Annotated in this window: 16 protein-coding genes; 15 read left to right on the top strand and 1 reads right to left on the bottom strand. The window is 68.1% G+C overall.

All coding sequences use genetic code 11. From position 1 onward, the window contains the following. The first annotated feature begins 54 nt into the window (after positions 1 to 54). From rimP to ACEVQ6_RS16285, 12 genes are all read left to right on the top strand, one after another. Positions 55 to 666: a ribosome maturation factor RimP gene (gene rimP, locus ACEVQ6_RS16340; RefSeq protein ID WP_374890091.1), complete on the top strand. Its 612-nt coding sequence runs from the start codon at positions 55 to 57 to the stop codon at positions 664 to 666. Between the two features lie 52 nt (positions 667 to 718). Beyond that, positions 719 to 2341: a transcription termination factor NusA gene (gene nusA, locus ACEVQ6_RS16335; RefSeq protein ID WP_374890090.1), complete on the top strand. Its 1623-nt coding sequence runs from the start codon at positions 719 to 721 to the stop codon at positions 2339 to 2341. Beyond that, positions 2341 to 3018 carry an RNA-binding protein gene (locus tag ACEVQ6_RS16330; protein ID WP_374890089.1) on the top strand — a complete coding sequence of 226 codons (678 nt, stop codon included), beginning with the start codon at positions 2341 to 2343 and terminating at the stop codon, positions 3016 to 3018. Before nusA ends, ACEVQ6_RS16330 begins: the two co-directional genes overlap by 1 nt. 101 nt (positions 3019 to 3119) lie before the next feature. After that, positions 3120 to 5900, top strand: a complete 2781-nt coding sequence (gene infB, locus ACEVQ6_RS16325) for a translation initiation factor IF-2 (RefSeq protein WP_374890088.1) — start codon at positions 3120 to 3122, stop codon at positions 5898 to 5900. 182 nt (positions 5901 to 6082) lie between these two features. Continuing rightward, positions 6083 to 6631 (top strand): hypothetical protein, encoded by a 549-nt coding sequence (locus tag ACEVQ6_RS16320; RefSeq protein WP_374890087.1) that lies wholly within the window; start codon positions 6083 to 6085, stop codon positions 6629 to 6631. Between the two features lie 75 nt (positions 6632 to 6706). Then, positions 6707 to 7111, top strand: a complete 405-nt coding sequence (gene rbfA / locus ACEVQ6_RS16315) for a 30S ribosome-binding factor RbfA (protein WP_374890086.1) — start codon at positions 6707 to 6709, stop codon at positions 7109 to 7111. A gap of 8 nt (positions 7112 to 7119) precedes the next feature. Next, positions 7120 to 8055 carry a tRNA pseudouridine(55) synthase TruB gene (gene truB / locus ACEVQ6_RS16310; protein ID WP_374890085.1) on the top strand — a complete coding sequence of 312 codons (936 nt, stop codon included), beginning with the start codon at positions 7120 to 7122 and terminating at the stop codon, positions 8053 to 8055. A gap of 74 nt (positions 8056 to 8129) precedes the next feature. Continuing rightward, positions 8130 to 9851 (top strand): sensor histidine kinase, encoded by a 1722-nt coding sequence (locus tag ACEVQ6_RS16305; protein ID WP_374890084.1) that lies wholly within the window; start codon positions 8130 to 8132, stop codon positions 9849 to 9851. Continuing rightward, on the top strand, positions 9848 to 10180 hold the full coding sequence (locus tag ACEVQ6_RS16300; protein WP_374890083.1) for an SH3 domain-containing protein: 333 nt from the start codon (positions 9848 to 9850) through the stop codon (positions 10178 to 10180). The genes ACEVQ6_RS16305 and ACEVQ6_RS16300 overlap by 4 nt, the downstream gene beginning before the upstream one ends. Positions 10181 to 10343: 163 nt before the next feature. Then, positions 10344 to 10613, top strand: coding sequence for a 30S ribosomal protein S15 (gene rpsO, locus ACEVQ6_RS16295; protein ID WP_374890082.1), 270 nt, complete (start codon positions 10344 to 10346; stop codon positions 10611 to 10613). 363 nt (positions 10614 to 10976) lie between these two features. Beyond that, positions 10977 to 13121, top strand: a complete 2145-nt coding sequence (pnp, locus tag ACEVQ6_RS16290; RefSeq protein ID WP_374890081.1) for a polyribonucleotide nucleotidyltransferase — start codon at positions 10977 to 10979, stop codon at positions 13119 to 13121. A 184-nt stretch (positions 13122 to 13305) separates the two neighbouring features. Beyond that, complete coding sequence (locus ACEVQ6_RS16285) at positions 13306 to 14319, top strand: methyltransferase (protein ID WP_374890080.1); 1014 nt, start codon at positions 13306 to 13308, stop codon at positions 14317 to 14319. 43 nt (positions 14320 to 14362) lie between these two features. On the opposite strand, the gene tam is transcribed toward ACEVQ6_RS16285, so the two are convergent. Beyond that, positions 14363 to 15133: a trans-aconitate 2-methyltransferase gene (tam, locus tag ACEVQ6_RS16280; protein ID WP_374890079.1), complete on the bottom strand. Its 771-nt coding sequence runs from the start codon at positions 15131 to 15133 to the stop codon at positions 14363 to 14365. 216 nt (positions 15134 to 15349) lie between these two features. Between tam and ACEVQ6_RS16275 the strand changes: the two genes are divergently transcribed. The 3 genes from ACEVQ6_RS16275 (at position 15350) to ACEVQ6_RS16265 (ending at position 18252) form a co-directional block, all read left to right on the top strand. Continuing rightward, a complete protein-coding gene (locus ACEVQ6_RS16275; RefSeq protein ID WP_374890078.1) occupies positions 15350 to 16117 on the top strand; it encodes an SDR family oxidoreductase in 768 nt (255 codons plus the stop codon). Further along, the gene (locus tag ACEVQ6_RS16270; protein WP_374890077.1) at positions 16086 to 16631 is read left to right on the top strand and encodes a gluconokinase; all 546 of its coding nucleotides are present in this window, start codon (positions 16086 to 16088) and stop codon (positions 16629 to 16631) included. The genes ACEVQ6_RS16275 and ACEVQ6_RS16270 overlap by 32 nt, the downstream gene beginning before the upstream one ends. Positions 16632 to 16719: 88 nt before the next feature. Continuing rightward, on the top strand, positions 16720 to 18252 hold the full coding sequence (locus tag ACEVQ6_RS16265; RefSeq protein WP_374890076.1) for a UxaA family hydrolase: 1533 nt from the start codon (positions 16720 to 16722) through the stop codon (positions 18250 to 18252). The last annotated feature ends 1 nt before the right edge of the window (position 18253 follow it).

The raw sequence follows: 18253 nt of genomic DNA, 5'->3' as shown, positions 1-18253 counted from the left end.
CCCGCTCTTTTTTATTACCCGATCCTGGCCCACGCCCTGCCGGGAGAGCATGTCATGTCCGAACAGGCGACAGATACCACGCCGGAGCCGCGGCTCGTCACTGAGACCGGGCTCGACCGGCGCATCGCCGACATCGTCGAGCCGGTGCTTCTTCCGCTCGGCTACCAGCTCGTGCGCGTGCGGCTGACGGCGCAGAACGGCGCGACGCTGCAGATCATGGCGGAGCGCTTCGACGGGACGATGACGGTCGAGGACTGCGAGGCCGTGTCGACGGCGATTTCTCCCGTCCTCGATGTGGAAGATCCGATCGATAAGGCGTATCATCTCGAAGTGTCGTCGCCCGGCATCGACCGGCCGATGGTCCGCCGCGCCGATTTCGTCCGCTGGCAGGGCCATCTGGTCAAGGTGGAGACCTCGGTGCTGGTCGAGAACCGCAAGCGGTTTCGCGGCAAGGTCGTCGGCGTCGCGGAAGACGGGTTCACGCTGGAGCGCGAGCAGCTCGCCTATGGCGAGCAGCCGACCGTGCTGATCCCGTTCTCGACGCTGACCGAGGCGCGGCTGATCATGACCGACGAGCTGATCCGCGACACGCTGCGCGCCGACAAGAAGGCGAAGCTTGCCGCCGCGAACCAGAACGACGAAGACGACGACCAGACCAACGACTAAAGGCGGCGGCGCTCGAAGAAGCGCCCCAGGCCCCCAGACGGAGACCACACCCATGGCAGTCAGTGCAAACCGGCTCGAACTTCTGCAGATCGCGGATGCTGTCGCGCGTGAAAAGGTCATCGACCGCGAGATCGTGCTCGCCGCCATGGCCGACGCGATCCAGAAGGCGGCGCGCTCGCGCTACGGCTCGGAGAGCAACATCCGCGCCGACATCAATTCGAAGACCGGCGAGATCCGCCTGCAGCGCCTGCTGGAAGTGGTCGACCACGCCGAGGACTATTCGACGCAGATCCCGCTGGCGCTTGCCCGTGACCGCAATCCGGACGCGGCACTCGGCGATTTCATCGCCGATCCGCTGCCGCCGATGGATTTCGGCCGCATCGCCGCCCAGTCGGCCAAGCAGGTGATCGTGCAGAAGGTGCGCGAGGCCGAGCGCGACCGCCAGTATGACGAGTTCAAGGACCGCATCGGCGAGATCGTCAACGGCACGGTCAAGCGCGTCGAATATGGCAACGTCATCGTCGACCTCGGCCGTGGCGAGGGCATCATCCGCCGCGACGAGATGATCCCGCGCGAGAACATGCGCTATGGCGACCGCGTCCGCTCCTTCGTCTATGATGTGCGCCGCGAGCAGCGCGGGCCGCAGATCTTCCTGTCGCGCACCCATCCGCAGTTCATGGTCAAGCTCTTCACCATGGAAGTGCCGGAGATCTACGACGGCGTCATCCAGATCAAGTCGGTCGCCCGCGATCCGGGTTCGCGCGCCAAGATCGCCGTCATCTCGAACGACAGTTCCATCGATCCGGTCGGCGCCTGCGTCGGCATGCGCGGCTCCCGCGTCCAGGCCGTCGTCGGCGAGCTTCAGGGCGAGAAGATCGACATCATTCCCTGGTCACCGGATCCGGCCTCCTTCATCGTCAACGCGCTGCAGCCGGCAGAAGTCGCCAAGGTCGTGCTCGACGAGGATGCCGAGCGCATCGAGGTGGTCGTGCCCGACGAGCAGCTCTCGCTCGCGATCGGCCGGCGCGGCCAGAACGTCCGGCTTGCCTCTCAGCTGACCGGCTGGGACATCGACATCCTCACGGAGCAGGAAGAGTCCGAGCGCCGGCAGAAGGAATTCAACGAGCGCACCAACCTCTTCATGGACGCGCTCGACGTCGACGAGATGGTCGGCCAGGTGCTCGCCTCTGAAGGCTTCGCCGCCGTCGAGGAACTCGCCTATGTCGATCTCGACGAGATCGCCTCGATCGACGGTTTCGACGAGGACACGGCCGTCGAGATCCAGACGCGCGCCCGTGAATTCCTCGAGAAGCTCGAGGCCGAGCTCGACGAGAAGCGCAAGAGCCTCGGCGTCGCCGACGAGCTGCGCGGCATCGACGGGCTGACGACGCAGATGATGGTGACGCTCGGCGAGGACGGCATCAAGACGGTCGAGGACTTTGCCGGCTGCGCCGCCGACGATCTCGTCGGCTGGACCGAGCGCAAGAACGGCGAGACCAAGCGTTTCGACGGGCTGTTCTCCAAGCTCGACGTCTCGCGCGCGGAAGCCGAGTCGATGATCCTGCAGGCGCGCCTTGCCGCCGGCTGGATCACCGAGGAGGACCTCGCCCGCGAGCAGGAAGCGCTGGCGGCGGAATCCACGGAGGACGAGGCCGGCGAGGAAGCATCGGCCTGATGGCCGCGCCGGACGAGGCGGACGACGACGGCGAGGCCGGGCCGGTGAACGGCAGGACCTGCATCGTCACCCGCGAGAGCGGCGACCCGGCGATGCTGATCCGCTTCGTCGCCGATCCGTCGGGCAAGATCGTCTGCGACCTGAAGCGGCAGCTCCCGGGGCGCGGCTGCTGGGTGAAGGCGGAGCGGGCGCTGGTGGAAAAGGCGGTCGCCCGCAAGCTGTTCAACCGGGCGCTGAAGCGCGAGGTGACGGCCGGGCCGCAGCTGGCCGAAGAGGTCGACCGGCTGCTCGTGCTGCAGCTGACGGGCATGATGAACATGGCGCGCAAGGCGGGCCAGTTCGTCTCGGGCGCGGCGAAGACCGAGGCGGCCGTGCGCGGCCTTTCGGCGATCGGCGTGTTCCATGCAAGCGATGCGGCCGCCGACGGCGTCCGCAAGATCGAACAGGCGCGGAAGGCGGTGCATCTCGGTGGAGCGATGCCGGAGGAGATCCCGGTTTTTTCTCCGTTGAGCGCCGCCGAAATGGACGCGCTTTTGGGAAGTAATGCGTTTATCCATGCAGCAGTGCTTGCAGGGCAGGCAGGAGAGGGTGTAGTGAAGCGCGCAATCATGCTCGACACATATCGTGGCAGGCCCGTCGCGCGGGCCAACGCCGGCAGCGACCGTCCCGCGCCATGACGCGGACCGAGACGCAGGCCGGGTATCGCCGCCATTTCGCGGCAGGAATAAAATGACGGGGTCGGTTCCGATCTGGCCCTGATCGCTAGGAACGGAACGGAATGACCGACAACAACGACGACAAGACGATCAGCGTAGCGGGCAAGAAGACGCTGACCCTGAAGCCCTCCGGGGTTCAGCAGGGTACCGTGCGTCAGGACATGGGCCGCGGACGCACGAAGGCGGTCGTGGTCGAAACACGCAAGCGCCGCCCGATGCGGCCCGAAGACGAGAAGCCGATCACCCCGGCGCCGGCCGTCGGCGCCAAGCCGGCGGAACAGCCGCGCCCCGCTGCCGCACAGCCGCCGGTGAGCCGGCAGCCCGCGCCGCCGCCGGTCAACCGGCAGGCGCCGCCGCCCTCCGGCAACCGCCAGCCCCCTTCGGCCGGCAACCGGCAGCAGCCCTCCGGCGCCGGCCGCCCGCCACAGCAGCAGGGCTATTCCGGCCGCCCGGATCCGAACCGGCCGCGCACCGGCGTCGTGCTCAACCAGCTTTCCGCCGGCGAGATCGACGCCCGCCGCCGCGCGCTTGCCGAAGCGCAGGCGCGTGATGCCGAGGATGCGCGCCGCCGCGCCGCCGAGGAGGCCCGCCGCGCTGCCGAGGAGGCGATCCGCCGCGAGCGCGAGCAGGAAGAGGCCGCCCAGCGGCAGGTCGAGGAGGCCGCGCGCAGCGAGGCCGAGAAGGCCGCCGCCGCGTCGAACGCCGCCGAGGCGGCGAATGCCGCGGCCGCAGAGCCCGTCGCCGCCCGCCGGCCCGATCCGGCGCGCCCGGCCGCCCCCGGCCGCACGCCGGCTGCCGCCGAGCCCGTGGCCGGCGTCCGCCGCAAGGCGGGCAACGAGGAAGAGGACGACCGCAAGGCATCGCCCCGCACCGCCGGCGCGGTTCCGCGCGGCAAGGTCGTGCGCGTCGATCCGGCCAAGGCGCCCGCCCGTCCCAAGGCGGAGGAAGACCGCCGCAAGGGCAAACTGACACTGACCGCCGCCCTCGACGACGAAAGCGGATCGCGCGGGCGCTCGCTCGCCGCCATGCGCCGTCGCCAGGAGAAGTTCCGGCGCAGCCAGATGCAGGAGACCCGTGAGAAGGTCGTCCGCGAGGTCATCCTTCCCGAGACGATCACCATCCAGGAACTCTCGCAGCGCATGTCCGAGCGGGCTGTCGACGTCATCAAGTTCCTGATGAAGGAAGGCCAGATGATGAAGCCGGGCGACGTCATCGACGCCGACCTCGCCGAACTCATCGCCGGCGAATTCGGCCACACGGTCAAGCGCGTCTCGGAATCCGACATCGAGGAAGGCATCTTCAACATCAAGGACGATGCCGGCGAGATGCAGCCGCGCCCGCCGATCGTCACGATCATGGGCCATGTCGACCACGGCAAGACCTCGCTGCTCGACGCGATCCGCAAGACGCATGTCGCCTCGGGCGAGGCCGGCGGCATCACCCAGCACATCGGCGCCTATCAGGTCGAGCAGAACGGCCAGAAGATCACCTTCATCGATACGCCCGGCCACGCCGCCTTCACGGCGATGCGCGCCCGTGGCGCCCAGGCGACCGACATCGCCGTGCTGGTGGTGGCGGCCGACGACAGCGTCATGCCGCAGACGATCGAATCGATCAATCACGCCAAGGCGGCCGGCGTGCCGATCATCGTGGCGATCAACAAGATCGACAAGCACGAGGCCAACCCGGACAAGGTGCGCCAGCAGCTCCTGCAGCACGAGGTGTTCGTCGAATCGCTCGGCGGTGAGGTCCTCGACGTCGAGGTGTCGGCGAAGGCCGGAAAGAACCTCGACAAGCTGCTCGAGGCGATCCTGCTGCAGTCCGAAATCCTCGACCTGCGCGCCAATGCTAACCGCACGGCCGAAGGCACGGTCATCGAGGCCCAGCTCGACCGGGGCCGCGGCGCGGTCGCGACCGTGCTGGTCCAGGCCGGCACGCTGAAGCCGGGACAGATCATCGTCGCCGGCGATCAGTGGGGCCGCGTGCGCGCGCTCGTCACCGACACGGGCGAGCACGTCAAGGAAGCGGGTCCGTCGACGCCGGTGGAGGTCCTCGGCCTTTCCGGCACGCCGATGGCCGGCGACCGCTTCGCCGTCGTCGAGAACGAAAGCCGTGGCCGCGAAATCTCGGAATACCGCCAGCGCCTGACGCGCGACAAGGCGGTCGCCCGTGCCTCCGGCTCGCGCGGTTCGCTCGAGCAGATGATGAGCCAGTTGCAGAACACCGGCGTCAAGGAATTCCCGCTGGTGATCAAGGGCGACGTTCAGGGCTCGATCGAGGCGATCTCCGCCGCGCTCGAGAAGCTCGGCAACGACGAGGTGCGTGCAAGGGTCGTCCATTCGGGCGCCGGCGCCATCACCGAGTCGGACATCTCGCTGGCGGAAGCCTCCAGCGCCGCGATCATCGGCTTCAACGTGCGCGCCAACGCCCAGGCCCGCACCGCGGCCGAGCGCGCCGGCATCGAGATCCGCTACTACAACATCATCTACGACCTGGTGGATGACGTGAAGTCGGCGATGTCGGGCATGCTTTCGCCGGAGCGGCGCGAGACCTTCCTCGGCAATGCCGAGATCCTGGAGGTGTTCAACATCACCAAGGTCGGCAAGGTCGCGGGCTGCCGCGTCATCGAGGGCAAGGTCGAGCGTGGTGCCGGGGTTCGCCTCGTGCGCGACAACGTCGTCATCCACGAGGGCAAGCTCAAGACGCTCAAGCGCTTCAAGGACGAGGTCTCGGACGTGCCGATGGGCCAGGAATGCGGCATGGCCTTCGAGAATTACGAGGACATCCGCGCCGGCGATACGATCGAGTGCTTCCGCGTCGAGCACATCACGCGCACGCTCTGATCGGTTTCCGTCGATCGCCTTCGACACCGCCCGGCCGGTCCCGGCCGGGCGGTGTCGCGCTTCCGAAGCCATCGCTCGAAGGCGGAACGCCGCGAGATCCGTCCTTGATGCTCTCCCGGCGCGCCTCCCGAACACGGTGAGACGCTTCGGCTGGGGACCAGCCTTACCTGACAGGCGCCACGGTGACGACCACGGACGACGCCCATCCCACGCCCTTGCCGCCGCGGTTACTCCGCTACAGGCTGACGCCTGCCGATGCGCTCGCCTTCACGTCCTGCCCCCGCGAGATCCGCGGCTTTTCCGCTTTCGGCATGATGCTCTGGTTCGGTGCCGGCGGCTTCGTCATCGCCATGCTTCCCGACGACCTGAACCTTTTGATGCGGGCGCTCTGCTGGCTGGTCACCGGCCTCGTCTGGTATGGTCTCTACACGGCCTTCCTGACGCTCGGCGCCCATCGTGCGGCGCGCCGGCTGGTCCGCCTGCCGCAGGATGTCGTTCTCGCCTGCGACCCAACGGGCCTTGTCGAAACGCGCGACGGCAGCCGCCATGCGATGACGCTGGAGCGGATCGGCGCGGTGTCGCGCCTTGACGGGCGCATCGTCGTCGAGGGGATCCTCGCCGACGGGCGACGGGGCGCGATCATCGTCCCGGCAGCCGCCTTCAAGGACGGGGCGGATGCCGACGCCTTCATGGACGGCCTCGACCGCGCCTCCGCGGCCGCGCAGCCTTGATTTTCGGCGCGCGAAGCGTCATGGACACGGCCCGCGCCTCGATTCGGGTCCGGCACGAGCAAAAAGAGAAAGAAGATGAAGAAAACCTCCTCCTCCGCCCCCTCCCAGCGCATGCTGCGCGTCGCCGAGCAGGTGCGCGCCGCCATCACCCAGGTGCTCCAGCGCGGCGAGGTGCGCGATCCCGTGATCGAGACGACGGTGATCGCCATTTCGGAGGTGCGCATGTCGCCGGACCTGAAGATCGCGACGGCCTTCGTCTCGCCGCTCGGCGTCGCCGATCATTCCGTGGTCGTCGAAGCCTTGAACCGCAACGCCAAGTACATCCGCGGACGCCTCGGCTCCCAGCTCGGGCAGATGAAATACATGCCCGAGGTCCGCTTCCGCGACGACACGAGCTTCGACAACTACCGCAAGATCGACGAACTGCTGCGCTCGCCGGATGTCGCCCGCGATCTCGCCTCCGACGACGACAAGGAATAGTCCCCATCATGTCCAAGCCCCGCAAGCCCAAGGGCCGGCCGGTTTCCGGCTGGCTCATCCTCGACAAGCCGCTCGATTTCGGCTCGACGGAGGCCGTGTCCAAGATCAAGTGGCTGTTCAAGGCGGAGAAGGCCGGCCATGCCGGCACGCTCGATCCGCTCGCCTCGGGCATGCTGCCGATCGCGCTCGGCGACGCGACGAAGACCGTCCCTTATGTCATGGACGGTCGCAAGATCTACGAATTCACCGTCGCCTGGGGCGCCGAGCGCACCACGGACGACCTGGAAGGCGAGGTGACGGCAAGCTCCGACAACCGTCCCGACCGGGAAGCGATCCTGGCGCTGCTGCCGAACTACACCGGCGTCATAGAACAGGTGCCGCCGCAGTTCTCGGCGATCAAGATCGAGGGTGAGCGCGCCTATGATCTCGCCCGCGCCGGCGAGACGATCGAGATCCCCGCCCGCGAGGTCGAGGTCTTCCGCCTGTCGCTGATCGGCTGCACCCCGCATCTCGCCCAGTTCGAGATCGAATGCGGCAAGGGCACCTATGTCCGCTCGCTCGCCCGCGATCTCGGTCGCGATCTCGGCTGCTACGGCCATATCGCCTCGCTCCGGCGCACCTTCGTCGCGCCCTTCGGCGAGGATGCCATGGTGCCGCTGTCGACGCTGACTGCGCTCGAAGGGATCGAGGATGACCGGGAGCGGCTCGCCGCGCTCGATGCCCATCTGATCGACACCGGCGAGGCCCTTTCCGGCCTGCCGCACATCGCCATCAGCGACGACCAGGCCCACCGGCTGCGCATGGGCAACCCGATCATCCTGCGCGGCCGCGACGCGCCGCTCGCCGAGCCCGAGGCCTATGCCACCGTGCGCGGCCGCCTCGTCGCCATCGGCGAGATCGCGGAGGGCGAGTTCCGGCCGCGCCGCGTCTTCGCCACGAACTGACCCGCCCAAGAAACTGCATCTTGCCCTGCGGTCCTCCTGCACTTATCCCTTAGTGCCAAAGGAAGGGACGCGGGGTGGATATCGGCAGGATCGCAGGCAGGACGGCGAACCGCAGCGGCGCGCGGCTGCACGGTTTCCTGCGCCGTCATTTCCGCCGGCCCTTCGTCTTCTATCTCGTCGTGCTGCTGACGATCGCGCTCGTGCCGACCTTCGCTTTCTCGCTTCTGGTGATGAAGCGCAGCGTCGACCAGCAGGAACGGGTCATCGCCTCGCTGCTCACCGCCTCCAGCGGGTCGGTGACGCGGATCGTCGAGCGCGAGATCGACGGGCTGATGACGACGCTTAGGGTGATCTCGACGCTGAAGTCGATCGAGAACCCGACGCTTTCGGAGTTCCACGAAAGCGCGCGGCTCGCCCTTGCCGGCACCGGCACCTATCTCGCGCTGATCGACCAGGACCTGAAGATGCGGGTCAGCACGCGCGTGCCCTTCGACGGGCCGCTGCCGTCGACGATCAGCAACCAGAAAGCGGTCGGCGCCGCCATGCGGTCGGACCGTCCCTTCATCTCCGGCGTCTTCCTCAGCACGGCGGCGCGGCGATGGGTCTACAGCATCTACCTGCCCCGGCGCCTGGCGGACGGACGGCCCTATGTTCTCGCCCTGACGCAGGACGCCTCGAGCATGGCGAAGGCGGTCAATCGCGACACGCTGTCGCCGGCGTGGAACGCCGCGCTGGTCGACGGGGCCGGCAAGGTGATCGTTTCCTCCGACGGCCAGTATGAGGCGGGCACGCCCTTCTTCCTCGACGAAGGCCTCGACATGCCGCAGGGCCTCTCGGACCGGCGCGTGCGCGGCGTCACCTATCGCGTGGTCAACGAGTTCTCGCCGCAGACCGGCTGGCGCGTGGTCGCCTGGGCAAAGCGCGCCGACGTCGATTCGTCGGCGATCTGGACCTATTTCTGGCTGGTCGCCGGCGGGATCGTCTCCGCCACCTTCGCCGCGATCGGCTCGCTCGTGATCGGCCGGCTGCTCGCCCGGGGCATCCGGCTGCTTGCCGCCGATGCCCGCCGCGTCGGCGCCGGGCAACCGGTCGCCGCGCGCTCTGACATGATCACGGAGGTGGAAACCGTCTCCGCCGCGCTCGCCGAGGCCTCCGAAGCCCGCGCGGCGGCGGAAAACGAGATCCGCTTCCTGATGCGCGAGGTGGCGCACCGGTCGAAGAACCAGTTGACCGTCATCCAGTCGATGCTGAACCAGTCGGCCGCGTCGAGCACCACGGCAGCCGAATTCGCCGACGGGTTCCGCAAGCGCGTCGCCGGCCTTGCCCGCTCGACGGACCTGATGATCGCCAATGCGACACACGGCGTCGACCTGCGCGAACTGGCGCAGAACCAGCTCCAGCCGTTCACGCCGTCGGAGGCCGCCCGCCTGAGGCTTGCCGGACCCGCCTTCCGCCTCGACACCCAGGCCTCGCAGACGCTCGGCATGGCGCTGCACGAACTGGCGACCAATGCGACGAAATACGGCGCCTTCGCCGGCGCGGACGGACGGGTGGCGCTCGACTGGTCGCTCGACGGAGACGGGCTCGTCATGGTCTGGCGCGAATCGGGCGTCGCCCTGACCGACGCGGCGCGGGCCTCGGCGCGCAAGGGGTTCGGCACGATGGTGCTGGAGCGGATGATGCGCATCGCGCTCGACGCGACGCTGGAGCGCACCATGCACGAGGACGGGATCGAATGGCGGATGCGCATCCCGCGCGCCAGGCTGGCGCCGCGCGTGAAGGAGCAGGCCGAATGAGGCGCCCTGGCACCCTCGCAGCCGCCGGTCCCGCCGTCGCCGTCTTCCTTCTCGCCGCATCCGCCGCGGCCGGCCCGCTCTGCACCGTGGCGGATCCGACGGGAACGCCGCTCAACCTTCGCGCAGCGCCGAACGGCGCGATCATTGGCACGATCGGCAACGGCGCGGTGGTCGAACTCGCGAGGATCGAGCACCACAAGGGCAAGGCCTGGGCGCTCCTCGCGCGCGGGCCCGCCGGCCCGGGCTTCGTCTTTGCCGCCTATCTCGACTGCCCGCCCGCCGCGCCGCCGCTGAAATCCTCGCCGCTGAAGCCGCGCGCGGCGCCCTGAACCGCGCGCGGGACCCGCCCCTTCCCTTTTCGATCGCAATCGTTTATAGGCTGCGCCACCAGCGGACGCCCGTGATTGCGCGACCGCTGCCGAAACGGCCGCGGCTGGACGACATCCCGGCTGCCGGCGACCCGACACTCCTCGAAATCGAAAGGATGACACGATGTCGATCACTGCAGAGCGCAAGGCCGCGCTGATCAAGGAATTCGCCACGGCCGAAGGCGACACCGGTTCCCCGGAAGTCCAGGTTGCCCTGCTCACCGAGCGGATCAACAACCTGACGGAACACTTCAAGGACCACAAGAAGGACAATCACTCCCGTCGTGGCCTTCTGGCGCTCGTCTCCAGCCGCCGCTCGCTCCTCGACTATCTGAAGAAGAAGGACGAGGGCCGCTACAACACGCTGATCGGCGCGCTCAACATCCGCCGCTGATGCCGTATCACCGGCGGACCTGCTTCGGGCGGGCCCGCCGGTCCTTCCTACCGCGCGGAGGCCGGGCCTTCGCCGATACACGGCACGCCGCCCCTTGAAGGCGCGGTTCGTGCCCCATCCTTCATCCCTGCCGGGACACTGGCGCGGATGCGATGCCGAGCAGCCCCGGATCCGCCGGCGCTGCCGTTACAACCGGTGACCTGTCATGGGGCAGGATTGCTGGCCGCTTCGAGGCGCAACGCCCCCTTGCCGAAGCCGCCCGCTGTCTTGCCCATGATGCGTCCCACCCCGGCGGACCGCAAGCCGCCCGCGCCACCATGGCTGCGGCGGCGTTTCGCCGCATCAAGCAAGGACAGATCCAAGATGTTCGATACACATACCGTCGAAATCGAATGGGCCGGCCGGCCGCTCAAGCTCGAGACCGGCAAGATCGCCCGCCAGGCCGACGGCGCCGTGCTCGCCTCCTACGGCGAGACCGTCGTTCTCGCCACCGTCGTCTCGGCCAAGGCGCCGAAGCCCGGCCAGGACTTCTTCCCGCTGACGGTCAACTACCAGGAAAAGACCTATGCCGCCGGCAAGATCCCGGGCGGCTACTTCAAGCGCGAAGGCCGCCCGAGCGAAAATGAGACGCTCGTCTCGCGCCTGATCGACCGGCCGATCCGCCCGCTCTTCCCGGAAGGCTACAAGAACGACACCCAGGTCGTCGTCACCGTCGTCCAGCATGACCTCGAGAACAATCCCGACATCCTGTCGATGGTCGCGACCTCCGCCGCGCTGACGCTGTCCGGTGTGCCGTTCATGGGCCCGGTCGGCGGCGCCCGCGTCGGCTACATCAACGGCGAGTACGTGCTGAACCCGCATCTCGACGAGATGGACGAGTCGAGCCTCGACCTCGTCGTCGCCGGCACGCAGGACGCCGTGCTGATGGTCGAGTCGGAAGCCAAGGAGCTGAACGAGGAGATCATGCTCGGCGCCGTCATGTTCGGCCACAAGGGCTTCCAGCCGGTGATCGACGCGATCATCAAGCTCGCCGAGGTTGCCGCCAAGGAGCCGCGCGACTTCGTCCCGGAGGATTTCTCCGCGCTCGAGACGGAAATGCTCGGCATTGCCGAAGCCGAGCTGCGCGAGGCCTACAAGATCACCCAGAAGGCCGACCGCTACGCCGCCGTCGATGCCGTCAAGGCCAAGGTGAAGGCGCATTTCTTCCCGGAAGGGCAGGAACCCCGCTTCACCGCCGAGGTCATCGGCGCCACCTTCAAGCACCTGCAGGCCAAGATCGTCCGCTGGAACATCCTCGACACCAAGAGCCGCATCGACGGCCGTGACCTTCAGACCGTCCGCCCGATCGTCTCCGAAGTCGGCATCCTGCCGCGCACCCACGGCTCGTCGCTGTTCACCCGCGGCGAGACCCAGGCGATCGTCGTCGCCACGCTCGGCACCGGCGAGGACGAGCAGTATGTCGACAGCCTGACCGGCATGTACAAGGAGCGCTTCCTGCTCCACTACAACTTCCCGCCCTACTCGGTCGGCGAGACCGGCCGCATGGGTTCGCCGGGCCGCCGCGAAATCGGCCACGGCAAGCTCGCCTGGCGCGCCATCCGCCCAATGCTGCCGTCGGCCGAACAGTTCCCCTACACGCTGCGCGTCGTCTCCGAGATCACCGAATCGAACGGTTCGTCCTCGATGGCCACCGTCTGCGGCACCTCGCTGGCGCTGATGGATGCCGGCGTGCCGCTGGCAAAGCCGGTCGCCGGCATCGCCATGGGCCTGATCCTCGAGGGTGAGCGCTTCGCCGTGCTCTCCGACATCCTCGGCGACGAGGACCATCTCGGCGACATGGACTTCAAGGTCGCCGGCACCGCCGACGGCATCACCTCGCTGCAGATGGACATCAAGATCGCCGGCATCACCGAGGAGATCATGAAGGTCGCCCTGAGCCAGGCACAGGACGGCCGCCGCCACATTCTCGGCGAGATGGCGAACGCCATCACCGAGAGCCGCGGCCAGCTCGGCGAGTTCGCCCCGCGCATCGAGGTGATGAACATCCCGGTCGACAAGATCCGCGAAGTCATCGGCTCGGGCGGCAAGGTCATCCGCGAGATCGTGGAAAAGACCGGCGCCAAGATCAACATCGAGGATGACGGCACCGTCAAGATCGCGTCGGCCTCCGGCAAGGAGATCGAGGCGGCGCGCAAGTGGATCCACTCGATCGTCGCCGAGCCAGAAGTCGGCCAGATCTATGAGGGCACGGTGGTCAAGACCGCCGACTTCGGCGCCTTCGTCAACTTCTTCGGCGCCCGCGACGGCCTCGTCCACATCTCGCAGCTCGCCTCCGAGCGCGTGGCGAAGACCTCGGACGTCGTCAAAGAAGGCGACAAGGTCTGGGTCAAGCTGATGGGCTTCGACGAGCGCGGCAAGGTTCGCCTGTCGATGAAGGTCGTCGACCAGAAGACCGGCCAGGAGATCGCCGCCGACAGGAAGAAGTCGGACGGCGAGGCCGCCGAGTAAGCCTCGCCCTCGGGCGACGATCACGACCGGGAGGCGCGGGCTCTTGAGGCTCCGCGCCTCTTTCCTTTGACGGGCAGGCCGGGCGGCACCGCGATCGCGCCGCCTGCCCCGTCTCGTTGTTTCACCGCATCGCCCGATGCCGGAGCGCAGCCGCTTCCGCCGGGCATGCCGAGCGAGGATGCCGATGAGCCGCGACACGCTGAAGACCCTGTTTCACCCCTTCGACACCGGCACGCTCGCCGCGCCGGAGGCGGGCGGACGCGTGCTCTTCCTCGGGGCCGAGGCCGGCTACCGGCTGCCGGAGGGTTTCCAGGCGTCGATCGAGGCGGTGCAGCCGTTCCGGCCACTCTACCGCGCGCTGGACGCCGCCCGCGCGGCCGTCACGCCGGAGGTGCCCGGCACGGATTACGACGCCGCGCTCGTTCTCTGCACCAAGCATCGCGGCCTCAACGAGGACCGGATCGCCGAGGCGCTGACGCGCACCCGCGTCGGCGGCCTGATCGTCGTCGCCGGCAGCAAGGAGGACGGGATCGCGGCGCTGCGCAAGCGGATCGCGGTCTTCGGCTGGGGCGGCGACGGCATGCCGAAATACCACGGCGTCGTCTTCTGGTTCGCCCGTCCGGAGGAGGCATCCGACGCCATCTTGAAGCTCGCATCGAAGCCCGTGACGGTGGATGGCTTCACCGCGGCGCCGGGCATGTTCTCGCATGACCGGATCGATCCGGGCTCCGAACTGCTCGCCGCCCGTTTCACCGCCGACCTCAAGGGCCATGCCGCCGATTTCGGCGCCGGCTGGGGCTATCTCTCGGTGATGCTGGCGAAGGCCGCGCCGCAGCTGAAGGGCATCGACCTCTTCGAGGCCGACCATGCCGCGCTCGCGGCCGCGAAGGCGAACATGGCGGCGCTGGCGCCGCGCATGCCGGCCCGTTTCTACTGGCACGACCTGAAAGCCGAGGCGATCCGAGACCATTACGACCTGATCGTGATGAACCCGCCCTTCCACGAGGGCCAGGCCAGCGACCCCGGCCTCGGCATTGCGCTGATCCGGGCGGCGGCGGGCGCGGTCAAGGCCGGCGGCCGGCTGATGCTCGTCGCCAATCGCGGGCTGCCTTACGAGCCGGTGCTTTCGGAAGCCTTCCGCGAAAGCGGCGAGATCTGCCGCAACGCCCGCTTCAAGGTTCTGTTCGGCCGGCGCTGAGCCGGCGCGGCAGGAAGCGTCCAGACGCCGTCGTCGTCTGCTCTCAACGGCGCGTCACCACGACGAACAGGCGTGGAAACGCCAGAAGCACCCGGCCATCCGCCTGCGGCCGGTAATGCGCGTCGATCAGGCTGCGATACGCGGCAAGAAAGGCCGGACGTTCGCCCGCTTCGAGGCGCGCGAGGATGGGCATCAACCCGGTCGCCGTGAACCAGTCGACAATGGCGTCAACGCCCTCCAGCGGGTGGACATAGGTCGTTCGCCAGATATCGAGCGCGGCGCAGACCGGTGCGAGCATGGCGTAATGGGCTTCGGGCGTGGCGATCCCGGCACGGTCGGCGCGGACATTGGCGAGACGGTCGCGCCAGCGCGCATCGCCGGCCGCGACGCGCATCGCGACATGGGAGGGCTCGTCGACATTGTCCGGCATCTGCAAGGCGAGAACGCCGCCGGGTGCGAGGCAGGAGACGAGGCGCAGCAACAGGCGCGCGTGATCGGGCAGCCATTGCAGGACGGCATTCGCAAAGATCAGGTCTTGCGGTTCCTGCGGCGTCCAGCGGGCGATGTCGGCCTCGGTGAAGACGAGAGCCGGCAGGCGCCGTCTTGCGGCATCGACCATCTCCGGCGAGGAATCGACGCCCTCAACGATCGCATCGGGAAAGCGGCGCGCCAGAAGCTCGGTGGAGTTTCCCGGCCCGCAGCCGATGTCGGTGATGCGGCGGGGATGGGCCAGTGGAACACGGGCAAGGAGATCGGCGGCCGGCCGCGTGCGCTGGTCCTCGAAAGTCAGATAGGTCTCCGGCGACCACGCCATGGCTTTCTCCCCCTGCCTTCCCTACTCCTAAGGCATTTTCCGCAAAGAGGGGAGAGACGACCCGATCCATGGCCCGTTCGACTTGCCCGTCCGGTACTGGAAGAGATGCCTTTTCCCGAAACGGCCGGGGATGGGACGAAGATGATGTTCTCGCTTCGGCGAGCGTGCTATCGGTCGTCGCCCGGCCGCGGTTGCCGGGTTCTGGAGACGGGCCCCATGGGATTTCCGCTGTTTGATCTTGCCGGCCGGCGCGCGCTCGTCACCGGATCGAGCCAGGGCATCGGCCTGGCGCTCGCCGAGGGACTGGCCGCCCACGGCGCCGCCGTCGTGCTCAACGGACGCGATGCGGAGAAGGTCGGGCAGGCGGCACGCGCGCTGCGCGAGACGGGCCACGACGCCCGTGCCGCCGTCTTCGACGTCACCGACCAGGCCTCGGTCGCCGCCGGGGTCGCCGCGATCGAGGCGGATCTCGGGCCGGTCGACATCCTCATCAACAATGCCGGCATGCAGTTCCGCACGCCGCTCGAGGATTTCCCGGCGGAGAAATGGGAGCAACTGCTCGCCACCAACATTTCCAGCGTCTTCTATGTCGGGCAGGCGGTCGCCCGCTTCATGATCGCGCGCCGGCGCGGCAAGATCATCAACATCGCCTCGGTGCAGAGCGAGATGGCCCGGCCGGGGATCGCGCCCTACACGGCGACCAAGGGCGCCGTGCGCAACCTGACGCGCGGCATGTGTGCCGACTGGGCGAGGCACGGGCTGCAGGTCAACGCGATCGCACCCGGCTATTTCAGGACACCCCTCAATCAGGCGCTGGTCGACGATCCCGAATTTTCCGGCTGGCTGGAGAAGCGGACGCCGGCCGGGCGCTGGGGCACGGTGGACGAACTCGTCGGCGCCGCCGTCTTCCTCGCATCACCGGCTTCCTCTTTCGTCAACGGACACACGCTCTATGTCGACGGCGGCATCACCACCTGTCTTTGACGGCCCGGTGGTCGTCATGGGCGTCAGCGGCTCGGGCAAGTCCTCGATCGGGGAACGCATTGCCGCAGCCTGGGGCCGGGATTTCCTCGAAGGCGACAGCCTGCATCCCCCGGCAAACATCGAGAAGATGTCGGCGGGCATTGCCTTGACCGACGCCGACCGCTGGCCCTGGCTCGCCACCATCGGCGCGCGGCTCGCGCAAGAGGGCGCCGCCGGCATCGTCGTCTCCTGTTCGGCGCTGAAGCGCAGCTACCGCGACCTCCTGCGCAACGCGGCGGGACGGCCGCTCGCCTTCGTCTATCTCAAGGGTACGCGCGCGGTGCTCCTGCCGCGCATGGGCAGCCGGCCCGGCCATTTCATGCCGGCCTCGCTGCTCGACAGCCAGCTGGCGGCGCTGGAAAGCCCCGAGGGCGAAGAGAACGTCGTCACCGTCGATGTCGGCCCCGCGCGCGATCGCGTCGCGACGCAGGCGCTGGAGGGGCTTGCCCGTCTCCGGGACGCGCGCCGCGGCTGACACGATTCCCCGGCTTGACACGGTCCGTGGAAAGCGATTGCTTGTCGCGCGCGAAATTCCGCGTGACTGAGGCATGCGGGAGGTGACCATGACCGAAACGATCGCACCGGCGATTCTACTCAACCCGATCGACGACGTCGCCGTGGCACGCCGGGCCGTCAAGGCGGGCGAGGCGACCGGCATCGGCGACCTCAACGCCGCCCAGCCGATCCCGCGCGGCCACAAGGTGGCGCTCCGGGCGATCCCCGCCGGCCGCGAGGTGCGCAAGTTCGGCCAAGTGATCGGCGTCGCCACGGTCGATATCGGCGCCGGCCAGCATGTGCACCTGCACAACCTCGCCGTCGTCGCCTCCGAGCACCAGCACCAGTACAGCGTCGACATCGAGGAGACCGGCATGCTGCCGCCCGACGAGCGGCGCACCTTCATGGGCTTCGACCGGGGTGCGGGCGGCGTCGGCACGCGCAACTTCATCGGCATCATCACCACGGTCAACTGTTCCGCCACGGTGTCGAAGTACATCGCCGAGCATTTCAACCGCACCGGCAGCCTCGAAGGCTTTGGCAATGTCGACGGGGTCGTGGCGCTGACCCATGGCAGCGGCTGCGCCATCAACACCAAGTCCGAAGGCTATACGCTCCTGACGCGGACGCTGCAGGGTTATGCGCGGCATCCGAATTTCGGCGGCATCCTGATGATCGGGCTCGGCTGCGAGACCAACCAGATCGCCCCCATCCTCGAACACTACAAGCTCGAGGAAAGCGACCGGCTGCGCACCATGACGATCCAGCATCTCGGCGGCACGAGGAAGACGATCGAGGCGGCCTCGGCGATGATCCGCGAGATGCTGCCGGCGGTCAATGCGGCGACGCGCACGCCGCAGCCGCTGTCGGGCATCAAGCTGGCGCTCGAATGCGGCGGCTCGGACGGCTATTCGGGCATTTCCGCCAATCCGGCGCTCGGCCATGCCTCGGACCTCTTGGTGCGCCACGGCGGCACTTCGGTGCTCGCGGAGACGCCGGAGATCTACGGCGCCGAGCACCTTCTGACCCGCCGCGCCATCCGGCCGGCGGTCGCCGAAAAGCTGATGGACCGGATCGACTGGTGGCGGCGCTACACCGAGCGCAACGACGCCGAGCTCAACAACAATCCGTCGCACGGCAACAAGCTCGGCGGGCTGACGACGATCCTCGAAAAATCGCTGGGCGCGGTGGCCAAGGGCGGCAGCATGCCGCTGAAGGCCGTCTACGAATATGCCGAGATCGTCGACGAGCCGGGTTTCGTCTTCATGGACACGCCCGGCTACGACCCGGTCGCCGTCACCGGTCAGGTGGCCGGCGGCTGCAACGTCATCTGCTTCACCACCGGCCGCGGCTCCGTCTCCGGCTTCAAGCCCGCCCCGTGCATCAAGATCGCCACCAACAGCGAGATGTACCACCACATGCAGGAGGACATGGACATCAATTGCGGCGACATCGTCACCGGCGAGGACACGATCGAGGCGGCGGGCGAGCGCATCTTCGAGAGCATCATCGCGACGGCCTCCGGCAAGAAGACGCTGAGCGAGGAATACGACTATGGCGACAACGAATTCGTGCCGTGGCATGTCGGCGCGGTGACCTGAG

It is taken from the genome of Ensifer soli, from assembly GCF_041928815.1.
Lineage (GTDB): Bacteria > Pseudomonadota > Alphaproteobacteria > Rhizobiales > Rhizobiaceae > JBHFEI01.
Note: the sequence above shows the minus strand (reverse complement) of the source record. Positions and strands in the feature narration are given on the sequence as shown.